Origin of the sequence: Olleya marilimosa CAM030, assembly GCF_000518485.1 — a bacterium.
Lineage (GTDB): Bacteria > Bacteroidota > Bacteroidia > Flavobacteriales > Flavobacteriaceae > Olleya > Olleya marilimosa.
Map to the genome: position 1 here is coordinate 188,647 of NZ_JADR01000007.1, position 17,215 is coordinate 205,861.

Genomic DNA, 17,215 nt, shown 5'->3' on the forward strand with positions numbered 1-17,215 from the left:
ATGCATTAATTTTATAAGACCATGTCTTTATATTTTAATATGGTATTAAATCCTTTAGCCTTAAAGTAAGCAGTAGGATTGGTCTTGCTTGCAACTAAAATAAAATCGCCTCCCCAAGCACCCAAACTTTTAATACTGCCATCAAAATCGCTAAAAAGATTATCCTTGACTTTGGTTTGATGTGTTATGGTGCTTATAATCGTTTCATGATGGTCTATTAACTCTTTTAAGTCATCAATTGTTTCAGTTTTAATAAACTTACTTGTTATTGTATTAATAGCTTCTATTGAGTTTTCTAAATCGTGTCTGTTAGCTTTATAATGTGCAATACCATCACGACTATTTTGTTTTTTATTTAAATGAATAAAATAAAGGTTTTCAAAAAAAACAGGTTTAAAAACTAAGCTATTTATAGTAGGTAGATTGTTTTCTAATTGATAAATTAAAGCATTACTATTTTGTGCACAAGCAATATCATAACCACTACCTCCAAAGGTTAATTTTAGTAATTGGTATGGGTCTACGTTAGCCCATTGCGACAGATTATTGATTAAAGTAGACGATGTACCTAAACCCCAATTTTTAGGAAACTCAAGTATTGTGGTTATTTTAAAACCTGTATTTGATATTAAAAATTCAGGGTTTAACTGCTTTATAGCTTTAAGAATTTGGATTAGCCTATCTGAGATAGGATTACGAGATAAGTATCCATTGTTAATTTCATTTAAACTAAATAGATCCTCAAACCATATAGCGTTGTTATGGTCTAAGCTGGTCCATATAATTTGAGGTTGGCTAATTGGCTCTACTGTTAATTGCTGTCCAAATTTAGTAGGTACTGCTAACGCTTTAGCTCCATCAAGTACAACATACTCTGCAGTAAGTAATAATTTTCCGTGACTATAAAAGGTTTGCATTATTGTCTAAGTTTTTCAATAGCTTCTACAACAGCACTATGTGTAACTACGTTAGTTTTAAAGTGATTTACAATCTGTTCTTTTTCAGAAGGTGTTGCTTCAAATTGATTTAATATATTCATTAAATGCATCTTCATGTGTCCTTCTTGTATACCAGTTGTGGTTAAACTTCTTAAAGCAGCAAAATTTTGTGCTAATCCAGCAACAGCCACAATTTGCATTAATTGCTTTGCATTAGGTTGGTCTAAAATTTGTAATGCCAATTTTACTAAAGGATGTAAGCTTGTTAAGCCACCAACAGTACCTAAAGCTAAAGGTATTTCCATCCAAAAAGTAAAGATCCCATCTTCAATTTTAGCATGCGTTAAGCTACTGTATTTTCCATCTTTTGCAGCATAAGCATGGACACCAGCTTCCACAGCTCTAAAATCATTTCCTGTAGCTAAAACCACAGCGTCAACCCCATTCATGATACCTTTATTGTGTGTGACAGCTCTGTAAGGTTCAATTTCAGCTATGTTTACAGCTTGAACAAATTTTTCAGCAAATGTATGTGGATTAATATCTTTTTCGGCTAAATCTTCAACTTTACAGCTTACTTCAGCTCTAACTAAGCACTCAGGTACGTAATTAGATAAAATACTCATGACAATGTTTATTGGTAATTGTAAGTATTGTTCAGCTTCTGTTTTAAATGTTTTAGCAAATTGTTCTAAACACGAGTTTATAAAATTTGCTCCCATTGCATCTAAGGTTTCAAAAGTGGCATGCAATTGGTAATAATTTTCTAAATCATTAGTTTTATCTCTTAACTCAATATCTAAAATACCACCACCACGTTTTTCCATGTTTTTAGTGATGGATTTTGTGTCCTCTAAAAGTTGTTGTTTTATGGTATTAAAATAGTCTTTTAAATCGTTATAACTTCCAGAATATGTAAAGTGGACTTGTCCAATTTTAGTAGTAGATATTACGGTTGCTTTAAATCCACCTCTAGTTTGCCAAAATTTTGCTGATTTGCTAGCAGCAGCAACTACAGAGCTTTCTTCTATAGTCATTGGTATGGTGTAAATCTTGTCATTAATAACAAAATTTGGTGCAATCCCTAAGGGTAAAAAGTAGTTAGTAATGGTGTTTTCTATAAATTCGTCATGCAACTGTTGTAGCTTTTGATCGCTATTCCAATATTGCTTAAGGATGGTTTCAGCATCTTTATAGCTGGACAAGTGATTTGTGATTAGCCAATTAATCTTTTCAGCTTTTGATAATTTAGAAAATCCAGAAACTAGTGTACTCATGTTATTAATTTTGAAATGCAAAGATACTATATAGACTTTCAATTTACAGTAGTCCGTGTAATATTGCTGATTTATCTGTTAATATTGGAGGTTTTTTGGGTAATTTTTAGTAAACTTGACATCCTATTATTAAATAATTAATATTAAATGAAGATTTTAAGAATCCTTTCTCTATTCTGCTTTTTAGCAACTACTTTTTTAACTGCTCAAAATAAGGAATTTACACTTGATGAAATATGGAGTGGTACCTTTAGAACTGAAGGTTTAGAAGCCTTACACTCCATGAATAATGGACAACAATATTCGGTTTTAAACTTTGATCGCGCAAGTGGAGCAACGACAATTGATATCTACGATTACAAGACGCTAGAAAAGGTTAAGACCTTAGTTAGCTCTAAGGATTTAGATTTAAAATATTTTTCTGATTATACATTTAGCAAAGATGAAAACAAAATACTTTTAGCTTTTGAAGAAGAATCTATTTTTAGACGTTCTTCATTAGGTAAATACGTGGTGTATGATGTGTCAGACAAGTCAGTACATAGTGTTGCTAATTATAAAATACAAGAACCAACTTTTTCTCCAGACGGTAAAAAAGTAGCTTATGGTTATCAAAACAATCTATACGTTAAAAATTTAGAAAGTAACGACGTTACACAATTGACTTTTGATGGCGAAAAAAACAAAGTAATTAATGGTATTACGGATTGGGTTTATGAGGAAGAGTTTGGTTTTGTTAGAGCTTTTGATTGGAATGCAGAGAGTAACAAAATAGCATTTATAAGATTTGACGAAAGTGATGTTCCTGAGTTTTCTATGGACGTTTATGGTAAAGATTTATATCAAACACAAACCGTTTTTAAATATCCAAAAGCAGGCGAGCGTAATGCAGTAGTATCCTTACATCTTTTTGATTTAGATAAAAATAAATTAGAAGAAGTAAAAGTGAATAAAACTTACAACGACTTTTATATACCTAGAATTAAATGGTCTCATGACGCTAATATGTTAAGTGCTATTTATATGAATCGTCATCAAAACCAATTAGATTTATGGATGATAGATGCTAGCCAAAACGAAGCGTATTTAGTTATTGAAGAAAAGGATAAAGCTTACATAGATATTACAGACAATCTAACGTTTTTAAAGGACAAAACCTTTATTTGGACTAGCGAAAAAGATGGTTACAATCATGTGTATCATTATAGCAAAAAAGGAAAGTTAATTAACCAAATTACTAAAGGTAATTGGGAAGTGACAGAGTACTATGGTTATGATAGTGCTTCAGATCGTATTTTTTATCAGTCAGTAGAAAACGGTAGTATTAACAGAGACGTTTATTCTATTAAATTAAACGGAACTCAAAAAAGAAGATTAACACAAAACGAAGGAACAAACAATGCAGACTTTAGTGCTAACTTCACTTACTTTATCAATACCTTTTCAAGTGCGACAACGCCATATTTATATACTTTAAATGATGCTAATACAGGAAAAGTTTTAAAAACCATAAAAGATAATAAAGATTTAAAGGATACTTTAAAGGCTTATACAATATCTGATAAAGAGTTTTCTACTATTTCTGTAAACGGAAACGACTTAAACATGTGGATGATAAAGCCAGCCAATTTTGATGCTAGCAAACAATATCCATTATTTATGTTTCAATATTCAGGTCCAGGATCTCAACAAGTGGCTAATAAATGGCATAGTGCAAATGATTATTGGTATCAAATGTTGGCGCAACAAGGTTATATTATTGCTTGTGTTGATGGAAGAGGAACAGGTTTAAAAGGTGCAGATTTTAAAAAAGTAACTCAAAATGAATTAGGTAAATTTGAAGTTGAAGACCAAATTGAAGCTGCAAAATTATTAGGAGCACGACCATACATTGATTCTAGCAGAATGGGAATTTGGGGATGGTCCTATGGTGGATTTATGTCAAGTAATGCGTTGTTTAAAGGAAACGATGTGTTTAAAATGGCAATAGCAGTCGCACCTGTAACAAGTTGGAGATTTTACGACTCTATTTATACAGAGCGTTACATGACAACACCACAAGAAAACGCAAGTGGTTACGATAATAACTCACCAATAAATCATGTTGATAAATTAAAAGGAGACTTTTTATTAATACATGGTACAGGAGACGATAACGTACACGTACAAAATACAATGCGTATGGTTGAAGCTTTAGTACAAGCTAACAAGCAATTTGAATGGATGATATATCCAGACAAAAACCATGGTATTTATGGAGGTAATACAAGATTGCATTTATATACAAAAATGACAAACTTTATCAATCGCACTTTAGGCGATAAACTTTAATTAAACTAACTAATATTATAACTTATGGAATTTAAATTTGGAGGTTCAGAAACCAATCAAAAAACCGTATTAGGTCATCCGTCTGGATTATTTGTACTCTTTTTTACTGAAATGTGGGAACGATTCTCCTATTATGGGATGCGTGCGTTATTAGTACTATTCTTAGTGTCCACACTTCTAGATGGTGGTTGGGCTTGGGAACGTTCTGAAGCTTTACAGTTATATGGACTGTATACAGGATTAGTCTATATAACACCGATTTTTGGAGGTCTAATAGCCGACAAACTATTAGGATATAGAAATGCAATAGTTGTTGGAGCCTTACTAATGACTTTAGGTCACGCAAGTATGGCATTAGAAGGAATAACTTCTATATTCTTTTATCTAGGATTGTTTTTATTAATCATTGGAAACGGTTTATTTAAGCCAAATATTTCTTCAATGGTTGGACAATTATATAAAAACCAAGGAAAAGAAAAAGATGCTGGTTATACCATTTTTTATATGGGAATTAATGCTGGTGCATTTTTAGGAATTTTACTTTGTGGTTATATAGGTGAAAAAGTAGGATGGCATTATGGTTTTGGTTTAGCAGGAATCTTTATGTTTTTTGGAATGTTACAATTTTATTATGCACAAAAAATATTTGCACGAATTGGATTATCTCCTAAAGGAACTGTAGATTTTGATGATGCTATTGAAGACTCTATTGAAGAGATAAATGATGATTTAGAAGAAGTTGTTGATGAAGCTAAAAAATCTAAAGTAACTAGAGATAGATTAATTGTTATTGGTGTACTTGCATTTTTTACAATTTTCTTCTGGTGGGCTTTTGAGCAAGCAGGTGGGTCGATGACAATTTTTGCAAATGATTATACTGATAGAGTATTAACTGGAGCTGGAGCAAATACATTTAAAATAGTAAATACCATTTTAACAATTGTGCCAATGCTTATAATAACGTGGGTGTTAACAATGTTGTTTAGACAAACGTTTTCTAAATTTGCACTGTCAAATATTTTATTAGGTACTAGTTTTGTTATCATTTGGATTATAGTTATTTGGATGTTAGTAAGAGAGTTTCAATCAGATCAAACAGATGTGCCAGCGTCATGGTTTGGTATATTAAATTCATTTTTTATTATTGCTTTTGCACCATTGTTTTCAAAAATATGGCAGAGTAAGTACAATCCAACTGGACCAATAAAATTTGCAATAGGTCTAATTTTACTAGGATTAGGTTTTGGAATATTAGCTTATGGATCAATGAGTATTCCTTTAGGAGCTAAAACAGCTTCTGTAAGTATGATTTTCTTGATCTTAGCATATTTATTTCACACACTTGGAGAGTTATGTGTATCTCCTGTAGGATTATCTTATGTAAGTAAGTTGGCTCCTGTTAAACTTGTAGGAATGATGTTTGGTGTTTGGTTTGTAGCTAATTTTATTGCTAACTGGACAGCAGGTATTACAGGTAGTTATATTGATCCAATTGTAGAGGAATATGGAATGACAACTTTCTTTTTAATTTTTACATTGGTACCAATTGGAGCAGGAATAATAATGATTATTTTAAATAAGACATTATTAAAAATGATGCATGGTATACGTTAATCAAAGAGTATAATTTATTATAAAACGCCTCAAATTTGAGGCGTTTTATTTTTTTGTAAATTTGGAACACTATTTGCGACTATAAAAGATATAATATAGATATAATGAAAAACATATTTTTAGCCTTAACACTGTTGTTTACAGTTAGCAGTTTTGCACAAGACAAAATTAATTGGGTAACACTTGAAGAAGCTGTCGAACTTCAAAAAAAGGAACCTAGAAAAATAATGATGGATGCTTACATAGCTTGGTGTGGACCATGTAAACTTTTGGATGCTAGAACTTTTACAAATAAAGACTTAATTGCTTATGTAAATAAGCATTACTATGCAGTGAAGTTTAACGCAGAAGGTAATGAAGAGATTACTTTTAAAGGAAAAACGTATAAAAATCCTAATTACAATCCAGCTAAAGCTAAAACTAGAAATTCTAGTCACGAGCTTTCACGTGGTTTAGGAATTAGAGCTTATCCAACATTACTGTTTTTTGATGAAGATGCACAGTTAATATCTCCTATTACAGGATATCAAACACCTCAAGCTTTAGAGTTGTATTTAAAAATGTTTCAGTCTAATAAACACAAGGACATGAAAACTCAAGCAGATTTTGATGCCTATTACAAAGCCTTTAAAGCGACCTTTAAAGACAATTAAACCGTTTTTAATAGTTTATAATATAAGCTCCTGTTTTCCATGTATGGTAAAACGGGAGTTTTTGTTTTAAGCAAGTGGCTTCCCACCGATTAACATACGATCTATAATTATTTCCATCTGCTATTATAACCTTTGGTTTTAAGCTGTCAATTAAACGTGTTAAGTTTAATTTTGGAGATTGTGTTAATACTACATAATCTACTGTAATTCCTTTTAAATTAAAAACAGCTAAACTATCAACAACTAATAGATGTTTGTTGTTCAATTTATATAAGTTTGTAATGGGTTTAGAAGGTATTGTTTGTAATGCGTTTTTGACTGCATAGCTTCTAATTATAGCATTTGTTTCTGCTGTTTTTAATGTAGAAAACGTCGCTAATTGATTGTTGTGTTTTTTACCTAATAGTGTGTTTCTACTTTTATGAAATACAATAAATTGATTGCCTTTAGTGTCAAATTGAATAATTGTATATGTTATTTGCAATGCTAAAACTGAAATTAAAGTGACTTGTAACCATCTATAACTCTTGTGGTGATATAATACATATAGACAAAATATGAAGATGTAGGACACAATGACTTGAGCAATGGTAAACGGAATATCAATTATTAAAAAATCTTCCTGACTAGAAATCCATCCAAAAAAGGAATTCATCCAATTGATAACCATTCCAAAAGCATCTGACAATAAAGTTTTAGGTAAACCAAATAGTGCTAATGTTATTACTAGTAAACCAAGACCTAAAATGATACTTAAAAACGGAATTACAATTAGATTGGATAGCCAAAATAAACTAGGGAATTGATGAAAATAATATAAACTTATAGGAATAATTCCAAATTGAGCAGAAACCGTTACTGTTAGTGTTTGCCATAAAAGGGTAACTATTTTGTATTTAGGTGTCCAAAGTTTTTCTATTATAGGCTGAAAACTAACAATTGCTATTACTGCAGCATAACTTAACTGAAAACCAACATCAAATAAAAAATTAGGTTTAATTAACAGTAAAATAAAAACAGAAACAGCTAAGGTGTTGTAGATGTTTGTCGGTCGTTTTAAGTTAATACCTATAGCAACAATACTAAACATGGTTGTTGCTCTTATAATAGATGCAGAGCCACCTGCAATTAAAGCATAGGTCCATAATAAAATAACGAGTATTAGGGTTTTATAAAACTTCCCGTTTTTTAAACGTTCTATAGGCTTGAATACCAAATTTAGTATTAACAATATTATACCAACATGTAACCCAGAAACTGCTAATATGTGTATTGCTCCTGCATTAGTATAATTGTCATAAACTTCTTTTGTTATATTTTGTCTTTGCCCTAATATCAAGGCGTTAATAATGGATAGTTGGTCATTTGTATATTGGTACGGATTTAATTTGCTATTTATGTAATTTCTTAACTTAGCTGCATATCCAAATAATGTATGAGTTTTATTTTGAAGTTGTAGTAAATTGGTGTGATCTGCATATAATTGGTAGTGGACTTGCTGTTTTTCTAAATAATCTTTATAACTAAACTGATCCGGATTTAAAGGCTTTTTTACGTCTACTAATGGTAAGGCTGTCGTGTAAATAGCATCTATTGGTAATTGGGTTTGTAAACTGTCCTTTTTAACGTTTAGTAATGCTTTACCAATTACTGTGTTATTGTTTAGTTTTAGTATATCAACATAATAGCGTTTACTAAAAGCGTTAGGTTTTAGTAATTCTCTAACCCTAAAAGTTATAGTTGTAGATGCGGTATCACGACTTGTATAATTACTAAAATGATTGGTTTTATTTAAATCTTCATTACTATTAGATATAAAAAGACCAAACGCAATAAAGGTCAGGTAGCAAGTTATTCCAAAAATATAGAGGTAATTATTTTTCTTTTTAAAGATGAAATATAAAAAAACCGTAAGTGCTGTAAAACATACAGTTATAAGAAAGCTGTAAAACACCGAAATACTTAGTGTTTTAGAAAGTATGATACCAATTATTAGGCAAATGGTAAATTTTATAATTGAAAAATGAAGCAATTTCATATCTCAATATAAGCAATTTCTTACAATATACGACGCGCTTGGACAAAAGCAAAGTACCAATAGCGTTCAGATAGTAATGAAGTCATAACGCCTTTACTAGTACTGGCATGTATAAATTCTACGCGTCCTAATCTAGAAGATGTTACTAATCCTACATGATTTATCGTTCTGCTGTTTCGTTTTGTAGCAAAAAATAATAAGTCACCTTCTTTAACTTCTTTTACATCTATCCAGTCACCATGAGTTGCCATAGCGCTTGAAGATCTTGGCAAGCTTATATCTTCAGATTGAAATGCTGTAAATATTAAACCAGAACAATCCATTCCTTTTTTTGTAGTGCCACCATATTTATATCTGACACCTTCATAGCTTTTAGCAGTGTTAATAATATTGGCTATTAAAGGACTACTAATAGGAATTACTTCTATGTTTTGATTGTCTTCTGTATTGTGTCCGGTTTCTGTATTTCTAGAAGTTGTGGTTGTTGTTTTTCTTGCAGGTCCACGTCTAGCAGGCTTGTTAGTTGTTTGGCTAATGACTTCAGATTCAGATTTGGTAGTTACAACACGTTTACTTTTACTGCTTCCGCAGGACATTAATGTTGCTAATATTAAAAGTAGGACAATTTTATTCATTTAATAATTAATCGTGTATGTAATTGTAAATCAGTTTAGCTGTATTTTCACTAGCACCTTTTCCGCCTAATTTTTTTTCTAAGTCATAATAACTCATAAAATATTTAGTACGTTCATAATTGTCCAGTATAGTATCTAACTCTTTTTTTAGACGTTTAGTGTTAAAGTCACCCTGAATTAATTCGGTTACAACCTCTTTATCCAAAATTAAGTTGACTAAGCTAATATAATCTAGGTTTACCACGCGTTTACCAATTTGGTAAGACACCCAACTCCCTTTATAGCAAACTACCTGAGGTACTTTAAATAAGGCGGTTTCTAAAGTTGCTGTTCCGGAAGTAACTAAAGCAGCAGTTGCAAGACTTAGTAAATCGTAAGTTTTATTGGTTATAAAATGGACATTACTTTGTTTAATAAAAGTTTTGTAAAAATCGTAATCCTGACTTGGTGCACCTGCAATTACAAATTGGTAGTCTGGATAGTCATCAACAACACTAAGCATAACAGATAGCATTTTAGTAATTTCTTGCTTTCTGCTTCCAGGTAATAAGGCAATTATAGGTTTATCGCTTAAACCATGTGTTTGTCTAAACGTTTTATCGTCCACTTGCGTTCTGTCTGCAATAGCATCAATTAATGGATGTCCAACAAAATGTACAGGATAATTATGTTTGTTTTCGTAAAAGTCTTTTTCAAACGGTAGGATGACATACATTTGGTCAACGTCATGTTTGATAGCTTTAATACGACCTTCTTTCCATGCCCAAATTTGAGGGGAAATATAATAATGTGTTTTAAAATTTTTAGCCTTAGCCCATTTTGCAATACGTAGATTAAATCCAGGATAGTCAATAAAAATAATCACGTCAGGATTATAGTTTGCAATATCTGTTTTGCAAAACGTTAAGTTTTTGGCAATGGTTCTTAAATTCATGATGACTTCAGAAAATCCCATAAAAGCTAAGGCTTTATAGTGTTTTACCAATGTACCACCAACAGCCTGCATTAAGTCGCCTCCCCAAAATCTAAAATCAGCTGATGCATCTTGTTTTTGCAACGCTTTCATTAGGTTTGCACCATGTAAATCGCCAGAGGCTTCGCCAGAAATAATGTAATATTTCAATTTATAATCTATTTATTATAATGATTAATCCAATGATTAGTGTGGCTATTAGCACACCTTTTGCCATATCATCCTTTTTTCTGTTTAAAAACAGAAAAAACAAACCTAAGTTAAGTAATGCGCCTAAGCTAACTATTTTGTCAACAAATTTAAAATGAACAGCTTTTTTTAAAGTCTCTTCAACACCATACCTAGAAAAAAAGGCAATGTATAGTAGCACGCCAATTCCTGTAGAAATTACACCTAAGATAAAGCCTAAAATAATCTGTTTTTTATTATTCAAATTGCCACGTATTTAGTTCTTGCATGTAATGGTGCGCAGTTAAATCGTAGTGTACAGGTACAACAGAGATGTAACCTTCTGATAGTGCATATTCATCTGTATCAGTGCCATTATCGTAATTTACAAATTCACCAGTTAGCCAGTAGTAATCTCTACCTTGAGGTGTTTGTCTTTTGTCAAACTTTTCTTTCCAATTAGCTCTTGCTTGTCTACAAACTTTAATGCCTTTTAATTCTTTCTCTTTTAAAGCAGGAATATTAACATTCAGTATCATTCCATCAGCAATACCATGTTGTAATGCATTTTTAGCTATTTGTTTGATATATTTTTTTGAAGCTTCAAAATCTGCATCCCATTTATAATCCAACAAAGAAAATCCAATTGCAGGTATGCCTTCAATTCCAGCTTCAATAGCAGCACTCATAGTTCCAGAATATATCACATTGATGGAGCTGTTGGAGCCATGATTAATACCAGAAACGCATAAATCTGGACGTCTGTCTAAAACCTCGTTAATTGCAATTTTAACACAATCTGCAGGCGTCCCAGAACAGCTGTATTTTAAAGTTTTGTCTCCTTTTTTAGAGACTTTGTCTAAGTGTAATACATTATTTAAAGTAATAGCATGACCCATTCCGCTTTGCGGACTATCTGGAGCTACAACAACTACATCGCCTAGGGTTTCCATAACTTCAATTAAAGCTAAAATTCCTGGTGCAGTTATGCCATCATCATTAGTCACTAAAATTAGTGGTTTTTTACTCATAGTAGTCTATTAAATTACTTAGCTAAAATACATAAATTCTCCCGTATCTACTCAATTTCTTCAGTTTAACAAAAAATTAGGTGGTTTAGATTTTATTGGCATGGTTTTTTCTTTACTTTAGTAGAAATTTCTCAAAAAAATTTAAACAGAACACATGAAAAGGAAATATAATATAATATTGCTAGTACTATTATTAGCATTTGGTTCTTGTAGTTTTACAACAAAAGTTGATGACGATCCAGATAAAGACAAACTATTAATTCAAATCATAACTCTGGCTTTAGATCAACTTCATTTTGAGCCTAAACAATTAAATGATGCTTTTTCTGCTGAGATTTATTCCGACTATTTAGAGTTGGTTGACCCTTTAAAACGTTACTTCCTACAATCAGATATTGACGATTTTAAAAAGTTTGAAACCGAAATTGATGACCAACTTAGAGCGTATGATATTTCATTTTTCAATTTAGTTTATGAGCGTTTAGTGCAACGTCAAGAAGAAGCTAAATCTTATTATAAAGAAATTTTAGCAAAACCTTTTGACTTTAACCAAGATGAAGAGTATAATACGGATTATAAAAACTTATCATACGCTAAAAACAAAAAAGGATTAAAAGAGCGTTGGAGACAACAGTTAAAATTTAATACGCTATCTAGCTATGATGCTTTAATGGATGAGCAAAACGGAACAGCTAAAGTAAATGAAGATGCAGAAGATACTGAAGCTATAGAAAAAGAACCAGTAGTAAAAAAATCTATTACAGAAATTGAAGCTGAAGCTAGAGCAGAAACTACTAAAGCTTTAGATAATTATTTTACAGATTATATTGAAGATATGGATCGTGAGGACTGGTTTGGTATGTATGTAAATACCATTGTGGAAGAGTTTGATCCACACACCTCTTATTTAGCACCAACTGATAAAGATAGGTTTGATCAACAAATGTCTGGTAAACTTGAAGGTATTGGAGCACGTTTACAGAAAAAAATGGACTACATCAAAATTGTAGAACTTATTTCTGGAGGACCAGCTTGGAGAGATGGTAAAATAGAAGTTGGAGACGTAATAATGAAAGTACGTCAAGATAAAGAGAAAGAAGCAGTGAGCGTAGTTGGAATGCGTATTGATGATGCTATAAAATTAATTAAAGGACCAAAAGGAACTAAGGTTATTTTAACCATGAAAAAAGTGGATGGTACTATTGAGGATATTGCTGTTACTAGAGATTTAGTAGAGTTAGAAGAAACATATGCTAAATCTTCAATAGTTAAAAAAGACAATAAAAATTACGGAATTATTAACCTTCCTAAGTTTTATGTAGATTTTGAAGATTATAATAATCGTAATGCTGCAACAGATATTAAACTGGAAATTGAGCGTTTAAAAGAAGCTGGTATTGAAGGTCTTGTTTTAGACTTACGTAATAATGGTGGAGGATCTTTAAGAACCGTTGTAGACATGGCTGGTTTATTTATTAAAGATGGACCAATAGTGCAAGTTAGATCAACTGACGAGCCAAAAGAGGTTTTACGTGATACTGACAAATCCATTGTTTGGGATGGACCATTAGTAATTATGGTTAACGAGTTGTCTGCATCTGCATCAGAGATTTTAGCTGCAGCAATGCAAGATTACAAACGTGCTATTATTATTGGTAGTAAGCAAACCTATGGTAAAGGAACAGTACAAAATGTATTAGACTTAAACCGTATGGTTCGTAATAGTTCTCACGGAGATTTAGGTGCTTTAAAGTTAACACGTCAAAAATTTTACCGTATTAATGGTGGATCAACGCAGTTAGAAGGTGTAAAAAGTGATGTTGTTGTTCCGGATCGTTATAGCTTTATTGACATAGGAGAGCGTGATCAAGAAAACCCATTAGCTTGGGATAAAATTACACCAGTAGATTTTGAAGTTTGGAATAGCTATTTTGACTACGATCGTACCATTGCTAACAGTAAAGAGCGTATGGCTAATAACGAACAATTAAAATTAATTGAAAATAGTGCTAAATGGGCTAAAACAAAAATGGATGATAATAGCTACTCGCTTAATTACGATAAATACAAAGCAGAGTTAAAGTTAAATGAAGAAGAAGCTAAGCAGTTTGATGCAATTTCAGATTACAAAACTAATTTAACATTTGAGTCGTTACCATACGAACAAAAAATGTTTGATCAAGACACAACCTTACGTGATAAACGTAACAGATGGCATGAAAATTTAAGTAAAGATGTTTATGTTGAAGAAGCGCTTAACGTGCTAAACGACCTAAAAATGACTTACGAAATTAAAAAAGTAGCCACGATAAAAAATTAGTAGTTTTGTCATTCCTTTGATTTGTATATTTAACATTGCAAAACCTAGGAATTGATAATTATAAAATGACAACAAAAACATACTCCTTATCACAATTAGCGCTTCAAAAGTTTAAAAAAAACTTTTGGGGCGTTTTTAGTTTGTGTTTTGTGGCATTAGTTGGTTTAGTATCTGTGTTTGCGTATTTATTTGCACCAGACAATTCTCAAAATGCCAATCAAATGCATGTGTCAATACATTCTAAACCTCCTGGATTTAGTGTTAAGATGTTGACCATACCTTCTCAAATTAAAAATGAGCAATCACATTTTCAAAAAGTGTTCTTCGGAATAAAAAATACAGATACCGAAATTCCTATTTCAAGTTATTCAATAGATAATAATCAATTAACGTACACCGAGTTTGCTTCTGATGGATTAGAAGGAGTTACAAAAACAATTGATGCCTCTTTTATTACTCAAAATTCAGCCTCTCAATATATTAAAAACGTGACCTTCCATTTAGGAACCGATAAATATGGACGTGATTTATTAAGTCGTTTATTGGTTGGTGCGCGTATTTCTTTTTTTATTGGTTTTGTAGCAGTATTTATATCGTTAGTTATTGGGATATTTATGGGTAGTGTTGCTGGATATTATGGAGGAAAAGTAGACGCTTTAATCATGTGGATTATAAATGTAACCTGGTCCATACCAACGTTATTGTTGGTTATAGCTATTACTTTAGCTTTAGGTAAAGGGTTTTGGCAAGTATTTATAGCAGTAGGTTTAACCATGTGGGTAGAAGTGGCTAGAGTGGTTAGAGGACAACTTATTAGTGCAAAGCAAATGCAATATGTGACAGCAGCTAGAGCTTTAGGATTTAACGACTTTAGGATAATAACAAAACACATATTGCCTAATATTATGGCTCCAGTGATTGTAATATGTGCAGCCAATTTTGCTGCAGCAATTTTAATAGAGTCTGGACTTAGTTTTCTTGGTATTGGTGCACAACCACCTATGGCAAGTTGGGGAGCAATGATTAAGGATCATTATAACTATATTATTTTAGGGAAACCCTATCTAGCTATTTTACCAGGTTTATGCATCATGCTTTTAGTAATGGCTTTTATGCTAATTGGTAATGCATTACGCGATGCGTTAGATGTTAAAGTTTAGGCTTCTAGATTAACTATTCCCTTTAAAATAAATACATCACAGTCTTTTTTTATATACTTTTGCAACGTTATGCAAGAATTAAAATTATCAGATTGGTTACCTACCACTAACAAAGAGGTTAAGATACGTGGTTGGCAAGAGCTAGACGTCATACTGTTTAGTGGAGACGCCTACGTGGATCATCCTACGTTTGGTCCAGCAGTTATTGGACGTTTGCTAGAAAGTTTTGGCTTACGTGTCGCTATTGTACCGCAACCTAACGTTAACGATAATCTTCAGGACTTTGTAAAATTAGGTAAACCAAGATTATTTTTTGGTGTTACAGGTGGTTGTATGGATCCCATGATTAGCAATTATAATGCTAATAAAAAGAAACGTGATAAGGATGCCTATACGCCAAATGGTGACATTGGATTTAGACCTGATTATGCATCGTCTGTATATTCTAAAATTTTAAAAGAAAAATGGCCAGATACTCCAGTATTAATTGGTGGTATTGAAGGGTCTTTACGTCGTGTAACACATTACGATTATTGGAGTGATCAATTAATGCCAACAATTTTAGAAACCTCTAAAGCAGATATGTTGGTGTACGGAATGGGAGAACAACCTTTACGTGAAATTATACGTTTACTAGAAAAAGGCGTACCATTTAGTAGTATTAATACAGTTAATCAAACCGCTGTATTATTAAATAAAGACGAAAAAATTCCGAAAAACAGTAATTGGGAAGATATTGAAATAGCTTCGCATGAAACCTGTTTAAAGGATAAGAAAAAATATGCATCTAATTTTAAGGTCATCGAGCAAGAGTCCAATAAATTAGCTGCAAGACGAATTTTTCAAAAAGTAGGGGATAAGGTGTTAATGATTAATCCACCATATCCAACAATGACCGAAGCAGAGATTGATGCGTCATTTGATTTACCATACACACGATTACCACATCCAAAGTATGATAAACGTGGACCAATTCCTGCGTTCGAGATGATTAAGTTTTCCATCAACATTCACAGAGGCTGTTTTGGTGGTTGTAGCTTTTGTACCATATCTGCGCACCAAGGAAAATTTATTGCCTCACGTAGTAAGGAATCTATTTTAAAAGAAGTTGATACTGTTGCAAATATGCCTGATTTTAAAGGCTATTTAAGTGACATTGGAGGACCAAGTGCCAATATGTATCAAATGAAGGGTAAAGTTCAGTCTATTTGCGATAAATGTGTCGCACCAAGTTGTATTTCGCCAGTAATATGTAGTAATTTAGATACGTCTCATAAACCGTTAACCGAATTGTACCAAGCGGTTGATAGTCATCCAAAAGTTAAAAAATCGTTTATAGGTTCTGGAATCCGACACGATATGTTAGTCCCAGAATTTAATAAAAATGCAGATCCAAAAGAGTTAGATGCCTATACAGAAGAAGTCATGACTAAGCACGTTTCTGGACGACTTAAGGTGGCTCCAGAGCATACAAGTGATCCTGTGTTAAAATTAATGCGTAAACCGTCGTTTAAATACTTCCATAAGTTTAAAGAGCGTTTTGATAAAATTAATATTGCTAAAGGATTAAAATTACAGTTAATACCTTACTTTATTTCTAATCATCCTGCTTGTGAGGTTGAAGATATGGCTAATCTAGCTGCCGAAACCAAAGACATGGGATTTCAGTTAGAGCAAGTACAAGGCTTTACACCAACACCAATGACAGTAGCAACTGTAATTTATTATAGTGGTTACCATCCATACACGCTTAAAAAAGTAAATACGCCTAAAACAAGAAAAGAGAAAGACGAACAACATCGTTTTTTCTTTTGGTATAAAGAAGAAAACAAAGCTTGGATAAAAAAGACGTTGAATAAAGTGGGACGTCCTGACTTATTAAACGTTTTATTACCAGGAAAAGAAGAAAAATGGCGAAAAAACAAGCCAAAAGGTGAAGCTAAAAACACCTTTAATGATGCGGTTCCCTTTAACCAACGTAAGAATAAGGCTAAGTTTAAAAGCAAAAACAAACGTCGTTAAAAATTAGTAATCTATTAACTTTTTTTTGATGTAGAATTTTTTCAGGATGTTTTAA

13 protein-coding genes are annotated in these 17,215 nt (G+C 32.1%); 6 read left to right on the plus strand and 7 right to left on the minus strand.

From position 1 onward, the window contains the following. Positions 1-11: 11 nt before the first annotated feature. Together M890_RS0109715 and M890_RS0109720 are read right to left on the minus strand one after the other, a co-directional pair. Entirely contained in the window at positions 12-917 is a 906-nt protein-coding gene (locus tag M890_RS0109715) for a GYDIA family GHMP kinase (RefSeq protein ID WP_028283351.1), read from the minus strand. Then, the gene (locus tag M890_RS0109720) at positions 917-2,215 is read right to left on the minus strand and encodes a hydroxymethylglutaryl-CoA reductase, degradative (RefSeq protein ID WP_028283352.1); all 1,299 of its coding nucleotides are present in this window, start codon (positions 2,213-2,215) and stop codon (positions 917-919) included. The genes M890_RS0109715 and M890_RS0109720 overlap by 1 nt, the downstream gene beginning before the upstream one ends. Positions 2,216-2,362: 147 nt before the next feature. Here M890_RS0109720 and M890_RS0109725 point away from each other — a divergent pair, with 147 nt between their 5' ends. The 3 genes from M890_RS0109725 to M890_RS0109735 all read left to right on the plus strand — a co-directional run bounded on the left by M890_RS0109725 (position 2,363) and on the right by M890_RS0109735 (position 6,813). Further along, a complete protein-coding gene (locus M890_RS0109725; protein WP_028283353.1) occupies positions 2,363-4,546 on the plus strand; it encodes a S9 family peptidase in 2,184 nt (727 codons plus the stop codon). 24 nt (positions 4,547-4,570) lie between these two features. Next, positions 4,571-6,160, plus strand: a complete 1,590-nt coding sequence (locus tag M890_RS0109730) for a peptide MFS transporter (RefSeq protein WP_028283354.1) — start codon at positions 4,571-4,573, stop codon at positions 6,158-6,160. Positions 6,161-6,264: 104 nt separating this feature from the next. Beyond that, complete coding sequence (locus tag M890_RS0109735; protein WP_028283355.1) at positions 6,265-6,813, plus strand: thioredoxin family protein; 549 nt, start codon at positions 6,265-6,267, stop codon at positions 6,811-6,813. A gap of 7 nt (positions 6,814-6,820) precedes the next feature. On the opposite strand, the gene M890_RS0109740 is transcribed toward M890_RS0109735, so the two are convergent. Genes M890_RS0109740 through surE form a run of 5 tightly spaced genes read right to left on the minus strand, consistent with a single transcriptional unit; the run spans position 6,821 to position 11,658 of the window. Further along, the gene (locus M890_RS0109740; RefSeq protein WP_028283356.1) at positions 6,821-8,851 is read right to left on the minus strand and encodes a ComEC/Rec2 family competence protein; all 2,031 of its coding nucleotides are present in this window, start codon (positions 8,849-8,851) and stop codon (positions 6,821-6,823) included. 20 nt (positions 8,852-8,871) lie between these two features. Further along, a complete protein-coding gene (locus tag M890_RS0109745; protein WP_028283357.1) occupies positions 8,872-9,486 on the minus strand; it encodes a C40 family peptidase in 615 nt (204 codons plus the stop codon). A 7-nt stretch (positions 9,487-9,493) separates the two neighbouring features. Continuing rightward, the gene (gene lpxB, locus M890_RS0109750; RefSeq protein ID WP_028283358.1) at positions 9,494-10,609 is read right to left on the minus strand and encodes a lipid-A-disaccharide synthase; all 1,116 of its coding nucleotides are present in this window, start codon (positions 10,607-10,609) and stop codon (positions 9,494-9,496) included. A gap of 1 nt (position 10,610) precedes the next feature. Then, entirely contained in the window at positions 10,611-10,892 is a 282-nt protein-coding gene (locus M890_RS0109755; protein ID WP_028283359.1) for a hypothetical protein, read from the minus strand. Next, positions 10,885-11,658: a 5'/3'-nucleotidase SurE gene (gene surE, locus M890_RS0109760; RefSeq protein ID WP_028283360.1), complete on the minus strand. Its 774-nt coding sequence runs from the start codon at positions 11,656-11,658 to the stop codon at positions 10,885-10,887. Before surE ends, M890_RS0109755 begins: the two co-directional genes overlap by 8 nt. Before the next feature lie 154 nt (positions 11,659-11,812). On the opposite strand from surE, the gene M890_RS0109765 reads away from it, so the two are divergent. From M890_RS0109765 to M890_RS0109775, 3 genes are all read left to right on the plus strand, one after another. Beyond that, on the plus strand, positions 11,813-13,978 hold the full coding sequence (locus tag M890_RS0109765) for a carboxy terminal-processing peptidase (RefSeq protein WP_028283361.1): 2,166 nt from the start codon (positions 11,813-11,815) through the stop codon (positions 13,976-13,978). Between the two features lie 65 nt (positions 13,979-14,043). Next, positions 14,044-15,138: an ABC transporter permease gene (locus M890_RS0109770; RefSeq protein WP_028283362.1), complete on the plus strand. Its 1,095-nt coding sequence runs from the start codon at positions 14,044-14,046 to the stop codon at positions 15,136-15,138. 69 nt (positions 15,139-15,207) lie between these two features. Further along, the gene (locus tag M890_RS0109775; RefSeq protein ID WP_028283363.1) at positions 15,208-17,160 is read left to right on the plus strand and encodes a YgiQ family radical SAM protein; all 1,953 of its coding nucleotides are present in this window, start codon (positions 15,208-15,210) and stop codon (positions 17,158-17,160) included. Positions 17,161-17,215 lie beyond the last annotated feature (55 nt).